Here is a 6,356-nt window from a genome sequence, read left to right on the forward strand (position 1 = left end):
CATTCGGGTGGGAATTCCTCGCCCTAAAGAGTTGATCAAGGGAATTGGGGTGACACGCACCGCCGTGACGCCATGTGGACGGATGCGGAGTGGCTAGGGCGATTTGTCGACCGTGTCTGCATGTGGTGTCGACTTGTCCCCAGGTCGAGAAGCGCACCTGTGGATAACTTCTGTGGGTAACCGAAAAGTATGCAGGTAGGACTAGTGGTTCACACCTGTGGACGACCGGCCCCGCCCCGAGCGCCGGGGCGGCACCATCGGGTCAGGCCCGACCGTCCTGGGCCCTCGCCAGCCAATCGGAGGCCGCCATGAACTCAGCGTCCGACGTCCCACGCCGCAGCGCCCGCACGTCCTTCACCGCGACACCCGCCCGCGGATACGAACCGAGGAACCGCACCTTCGGGCAGATCCGCTTCAGACCCATCAACGCCTCGCCCACGCGCCGGTCGGAGATATGACCCTCCGCGTCCACGGCGAAGCAGTAGTTGCCGATGCCCGCCCCGGTCGGACGGGACTGGATCAGCATCAGGTTGACCCCGCGCACCGCGAACTCCTGGAGCAGCTCGAGGAGGGCACCCGGATGGTCTTCGCCCAGCCACAGCACCACCGAGGTCTTGTCCGCCCCCGTCGGCGCCGCCGGCCGCGCCGGCCGGCCCACCAGTACGAAGCGGGTCTCGGCGTTCTCCGCGTCGTGGATCTCGGTGACCAGGGCCTCCAGGCCGTAGGTCGCCGCCGCGAACTCACCCGCGAAGGCCGCGTCGAAGCGACCCTCCTGCACCAGCCGCGCCCCGTCCGCGTTCGACGCGGCCGACTCCCACAGGGCGTCGGGGAGGTGGGCCCCGAGCCAGTTCCGCACCTGCGGCTGGGCGACCGGGTGCCCGGTGACCGTCTTGATCTCGGACAGCTTCGTCCCGGGCCGCACGAGCAGCGCGAAGGCGATGGGGAGGACGACCTCGCGGTAGATCATCAGCGGCTCGCCGGAGGCCAGCTCGTCCAGGGTGGCGGTGACCCCGCCCTCCACCGAGTTCTCGATCGGTACGAGAGCGGCCGCGGCCTGCCCGTTGCGTACGGCGTCCAGGGCGGCCGGGACCGAGACCATCGGCACGAGTTCGCGCGTCGCGGCCTCAGGCAGCGTACGCAGCGCGGCCTCCGTGAATGTTCCTTCAGGACCGAGATACGTATACCGGGTGGCTGACATACGGTCACCCTAATAGGCGCGCGAGCCGTCGGCCCCCCGCCCGAACGGGGTCTGGGGCGGGCTACGCCTCCAGGAGCCGCTGGCCCACGTACTCGCCCTCGGCCGCCCCGCCGGGGACGGCGAACAGGCCGCTCGCCTCGTGCCGTACGAAGGCCGACAGCGCGTCGCCCCGGTCGAGCTTGCGCTGCACCGGCACGAAGCCCCGCAGCGGATCGGCCTGCCAGCAGATGAAGAGCAGCCCGGAGTCCGGTGTCCCGTCCCGGGCGATCCCGTCGTGGAAGGAGAACGGCCGGCGCAGCATCGCCGCTCCGCCGTTCTGTTCGGGGGCGGAGATACGGGCATGGGCGTTGTCCGGGATGACGAGCTTGCCGTCCGGCCCGAACTTGTTCAGGTCGAGCTCGCTCGTCTCGGTGCCGCCGGTCAGCGGCGCCCCGTCCGACTTCCGGCGGCCGATGACCTTCTCCTGCCTGTCCAGAGGCAGCTTCTCCCAGTCGTCGAGCAGCATGCGGATCCGGCGCACGACGGCGTAGGAGCCCCCGGCCATCCACTCCTGATGGCCGGACGCGCCGGACGCTCCCGCCGCGCCGGATGCCGAGTCGGGGACGAAGATCCGCCGGTCGAAGTCGGGGTCGCTGGGCTTCGGGTTCCCGGTCCCGTCCACCTGGCCCATGAGGTTCCGGGCCGTCATGGGCCGCGCGGTCGCGCCCGCCGACCGGTTGAAGCCGTTCATCTGCCAGCGCACCTTCGCCGCCGAGCCGGCGTCCTTCTGCAGCGCCCGCAGTGCGTGGAAGGCGACCAGCGCGTCGTCCGCGCCGATCTGCACCCACAGGTCACCCTCGGAGCGCTTCGGGTCCAGAGCGTCGGCGGAGAAGGCCGGCAGCGGGTCGAGCTGCGTCGGGCGGCGCGCGGTGAGCCCCGTACGTCCGAAGAAGGAGTGGCCGAAGCCGAAGGTGATCGTCAGCGAGGAGGGGCCGGCGTCCAGAGCGATCCCGGTGTCGTCGGTGGACGGCTCACCCGCCATCAGCGCCTTCGCCGTGGCCGACCATCGGCGCAGCAGCGCGGCGGCCTCCTTGCGGCCGGCGCCGGGCGCGAGGTCGAAGGCGATCAGATGGCCCCGGGACTGAAGCGGAGTGGTGATCCCCGCTTGATGTTTCCCGTGAAACATCGCCTCCGTCGCGCCGACGGTCGTCAGCGCCGTCGTGTCGGATGCCTCCGCGTCGGGGCCGGCCGCCGCCGCGTACACGCCGGCTCCGCCGGCCGCGCCGAGTGCGAGTCCGGCGGCGCCCGCCGCGCCGACGGTGCCGAGCAGGCGTCGCCGGGAGAGCTCAAGGTTGTCGTCGTCGCGCACGAGGTCAGCCGATCTTCACGTTCTTGTCGATGGTGGTCTGGTCGATGTCGGAGGTACGGACCGTCACCTGGATCTGCCATTCGCCGGGCATCGGGATCTGGACGCCGCTCGCGCTCCAGTGTCCGGCCTGGATGCGGTCGGGGACGACCGGCAGTGGGCCGACGTCCTTCTCCTTCAGGGTGAAGGCGACCTTGATCTCGGGGATGTCCAACGGGCGTCCGTCGGGTCGGTCGACGTAGATGTGGAGCGCGTTGGCGCCGGTGCGGCCGGGGTCGAGGCTGAGCCGTACCGTTCCCTTGCCGTCCACGCCCCCGGTGTCGAAGGGCAGCCGGATGTCCACGGGCCGCTCGGGGACGGCGGTCGAGCCGGACGCCGACGAGGAGCGGCTCGCCTCCTCCGTGCGCCCGGGTTCGGTCGACGTCAGCACGGTCGTCACGGCGAGGAGCACCACGGCGACGACGGCCTCGGTCAGCACGGAGCGGCGCAGACCGGTCCGTTCGGGGTCGGCGTCCCGGTCGCGCTTCTTGCGCGCGGTGGCGACGGCGGCCCGTTGCCGGGCGAGCTGAGCGGCCCGCTCGGGACCGACGGCCTCGGTGCTCTCCCTGGCCTCGGCCTCGTCGTCGGCTGCCTCCGCTGCCTCGGCTTCGTCCGCATCCTCGGCTGCGCCGTTCTCGACAGCCTCGACAGCCTCGACAGCCTCGTCGGATTCGCAGGCCTCGCGGGCGCCGCTGGTCTCGGTGGTCTCCGCCGGTGCGGCGAGGCGCTGCGTCCACCGCCGCGAGATCCACGCGATCCCCACCAGGACGGCCACCAGTCCGACCTTGACCAGCAGCAGCTGCCCGTACGCCGTGCCCGTGAGGGCCGACCAGGAGCCGACCTGGCGCCAGGACTGGTAGAGCCCGGTCGCCGCCAGGACGACGACCGACCCGAAGGCGATCTTCGAGAACCGTTCCACGGCCGCCCGCTCGATGCCGGGCGCCCGGTGGAGCGCGACGAGCAGGGTCGTCAGACCGCCCAGCCAGGCCGCCACCGCCAGCAGGTGGAGGATGTCGACGGGCATCGCGATCCCCGGCTGGAGGCCGGTCGAGGCGTGCTCGGCGAGCGCCCACGTGCCCGCGATGCCGGCGGCGACGACCGTGCCGCCGATCGCGAGTCCGAAGGTGAGGTCCTTCTTCTCCTTCTCGTCCGTCCGCTTGGTGTACGCCCCGAAGAGCACGGCGACGAAGAGCGCCGCCGCGCCCAGCAGCATCAGCCGGGAGATCAGCGCGGCGCCCGTCTTCGTCTCCAGGACGGACTTGAGCCCGCCCAGGTCGAACGCGTCGGCCAGTTCGCCCGACCCGGTGTACGGGTTGCGGAGCAGCAGCATGACCAGGGTGGCCGTGGTCAGGGTCAGCCAGCCGCGGACCACGAGTCGTTGCACGGGCCGGACGCCGGCCCCGCGCGGCCAGCAGGCGAGGACGAACGCGCCGCCGCCGACGAGGACGGCGAAACCGGCGTAGGAGAGGTAGCGCGCGATGCCGTACAGCGTGCCGACGAGCCCACCGCCGGCCTCCTGGTCCGGCAGGGCGACGGTGGTCGTGGAAGGGGTGCCGATGGAGAACGTGAAGGCGCCCGCGACGGGGTGGCTGTCGGCGGAGACGGTCTGCCAGGCCACGGTGTAGGTGCCCTCGGGCAGACCGGAGCGGAGGCCCACTCCGTACCGGACGATCGATCCGCTGCACAGGTCGCGGATCTCTCCGGTGTCGACCCGCTTCCCCGCCGGGTCGAGGACCCGGATCGAGTCGGCGCTCATGGCGACCTGCTCGGAGAAGGTGAGGTTGACGTCCTTGGGGGCGGTGGCGACCACCGCCCCGTCCTGCGGATCGCTGCCGGTGAGCGCGGCGTGCGCGGAGGCGGGGGTGGCGCCGGCGAGCAGCGTGCCCAGGAGCGCGGCTGCCACGAGCAGCAGCCGCGTCAGGGCGGTTCCGAGGCGCGGGGCGGTGGCTGTCATCTGCGTGTCAGTCCCTCAAGTAGCTCAGTGCTGCTTCGGGTTGTGGGTGGCCGCCTCGACGGGGAGGTCGACCTCGATGGGGTCGGCCTTCTCGAAGTGCAGCTCGATGCTGACCTTCTCGCCCTGCTTCGGCTTCTGCTTGAGACCCATGAACATGATGTGACTGCCGCCGCGTTCGAGGTTCAGCTCGCCGTTGGCGGGGATGTCGAAGGACGTCACCTCCCGCATCTTCTGGTCCTTCGCCTCGTGGATCTGGATGTCGTCCGAGAGCGGGCTGGTGACGGAGGTGAGCTTGTCCGCGGTGCCGCTGTCGTTCTTGATGGTCAGGAACCCGCCTGCCATGTCCATCACGGGTTGCGGCATGAAGGCGCCGGTGACTTCGAGCTTCGGCTTGCCGGGCTTCGGCTCGCTGCCGGCCGAGTCGGACGAGTCGGACGAGCACCCGGTCAGCGCCAGCCCGGCGGCCAGGGCCGCGGCGGTGAGCAGGGTGGTGGTGCGGCGGGTCACGGGTTCTCCCCCTTGATGATCTTCGGCAGGTCCTTGGCGTAGTCGTCGATGGTCGTGTCCTCGCCGTACAGGACGTAGCCCTGATCGGTCGTGGGCGAGAACGCGATCACCTGGGCTCCGTGCATGGAGACGACCGAGCCGTCCTTCTCCTTCTTCGGCGGGTCGATGCCGATGCCGATCTGGCGGGCGCCCGCCTGGATCGTGGAGAAGTCGCCGGTGAGACCGGTGAAGGAGGGGTCACCGGCGGCCGGCAGCCACTTGGCCAGCTCGGCCGAGGTGTCCCGCTCGGGGTCGGTGGTGACGAAGACGACCTGGAGCTTGTTCTGGTCCGCCTTGGGGAGCTGCTTCTTGGCGATGGCGATGTTGCTCATCGTCAGCGGGCAGACGTCGGGGCAGTGCGTGTAGCCGAAGTAGATCAGCGTCGGCTTGCCCTTGGTCCGCTCGCGGAGGTCGAACTTCTGGCCCTTGGTGTCCGTGAGGACGAGGTCGGGCTTGGTGAAGGGGCGGTCGAGGACGGTGGCCGCCTTGGTGGAGTCGGTGCCGGTGGAGATCTCGGCGACCGGTCCGGTTCCGGAGTCCTTCGGCGTACCGTCGCCACCGGTGAGGCCGACGACGGCCGTCACCACGAGGGCGGCGACGACCGCGACGGCGGCGGCGATCAGGGGAGCGCGTCGGCTCGGCCGGGACTGCTCGTCGTTCTTCTGGACAGACATGTGTTCTCTCTTGAGGTGGTTCGGGCCGTCAGGCCGAGCGGCGGCGTCCGGCCAGCACGCCGAAGGCGACACCCGCGGCGCCCACGAGGATGCCGACGATGCCGAGCACACGCGCGGTGGTGTCGCTGGAGGAGGCGGCCCGGGCGTGGGAGGCGGTCTTCTCGTCGTGGCCGGCCGTGCCGTGGGTGGCGCCCTCGGCCGTGTCGTCCGCCTCGTTCTTCTTGTCCTCCGCCGTCGCGCCGCCGCCGTGGTGGTCGCCGGTCGCCGCCGACAGCTTGAGCACCGGGGCGGGGTTCTGCGGCTCGGCCGCGCCCTCCTTCTCCTCCTCGATCCAGCGGACGACCTCGTTGTTGTCGTAGGTCTGGACGGCCTTGAGGACGAGCTGATCGGTGTCCTCCGGCAGCTGCCCGAGGGAGAGCGGGAACTGCTGGAACTGGCCCGGGCCGATCTTCGAACCGTCAGCGGTCCAGGTGACCTTGGAGACGGCCTCGTTGATCTTCTTGCCGTGCAGCTCCAGCGGCTCGGCGAGCTTGGCCCTGGTGACCTCGGCCTTCCAGCCGGGGACCGGCTGCGGCATCACGGAGGCGAGCGGGTGGTCGG

6 protein-coding genes (1 of these 6 running past the window's edge) are annotated in these 6,356 nt (G+C 71.0%); all 6 read right to left on the reverse strand.

Annotation, left to right across the window (positions count from 1 at the left end; genetic code table 11):
• Positions 1-262: 262 nt before the first annotated feature.
• Complete coding sequence (pheA, locus tag J7E93_RS26090) at positions 263-1,198, reverse strand: prephenate dehydratase (RefSeq protein WP_158988617.1); 936 nt, start codon at positions 1,196-1,198, stop codon at positions 263-265.
• 61 nt (positions 1,199-1,259) lie between these two features.
• A complete protein-coding gene (gene efeB, locus J7E93_RS26095; RefSeq protein ID WP_215072392.1) occupies positions 1,260-2,546 on the reverse strand; it encodes an iron uptake transporter deferrochelatase/peroxidase subunit in 1,287 nt (428 codons plus the stop codon).
• A gap of 4 nt (positions 2,547-2,550) precedes the next feature.
• Positions 2,551-4,536 carry a copper resistance protein CopC gene (locus J7E93_RS26100; RefSeq protein ID WP_215072393.1) on the reverse strand — a complete coding sequence of 662 codons (1,986 nt, stop codon included), beginning with the start codon at positions 4,534-4,536 and terminating at the stop codon, positions 2,551-2,553.
• 24 nt (positions 4,537-4,560) lie between these two features.
• The gene (locus J7E93_RS26105; RefSeq protein ID WP_215072394.1) at positions 4,561-5,043 is read right to left on the reverse strand and encodes a copper chaperone PCu(A)C; all 483 of its coding nucleotides are present in this window, start codon (positions 5,041-5,043) and stop codon (positions 4,561-4,563) included.
• The gene (locus tag J7E93_RS26110; protein ID WP_215072395.1) at positions 5,040-5,756 is read right to left on the reverse strand and encodes an SCO family protein; all 717 of its coding nucleotides are present in this window, start codon (positions 5,754-5,756) and stop codon (positions 5,040-5,042) included. Before J7E93_RS26110 ends, J7E93_RS26105 begins: the two co-directional genes overlap by 4 nt.
• A 28-nt stretch (positions 5,757-5,784) precedes the next feature.
• Positions 5,785-6,356, reverse strand: the 3' portion of a protein-coding gene (locus J7E93_RS26115; protein WP_215072396.1) for a YcnI family protein. Its footprint extends 55 nt past the window's final position; only the last 572 of its 627 coding nucleotides appear in the window; its start codon lies off the right edge, out of view; its stop codon occupies positions 5,785-5,787.

The sequence above is a fragment of the Streptomyces sp. ISL-36 genome, assembly GCF_018614205.1.
Classification (GTDB): domain Bacteria; phylum Actinomycetota; class Actinomycetes; order Streptomycetales; family Streptomycetaceae; genus Streptomyces.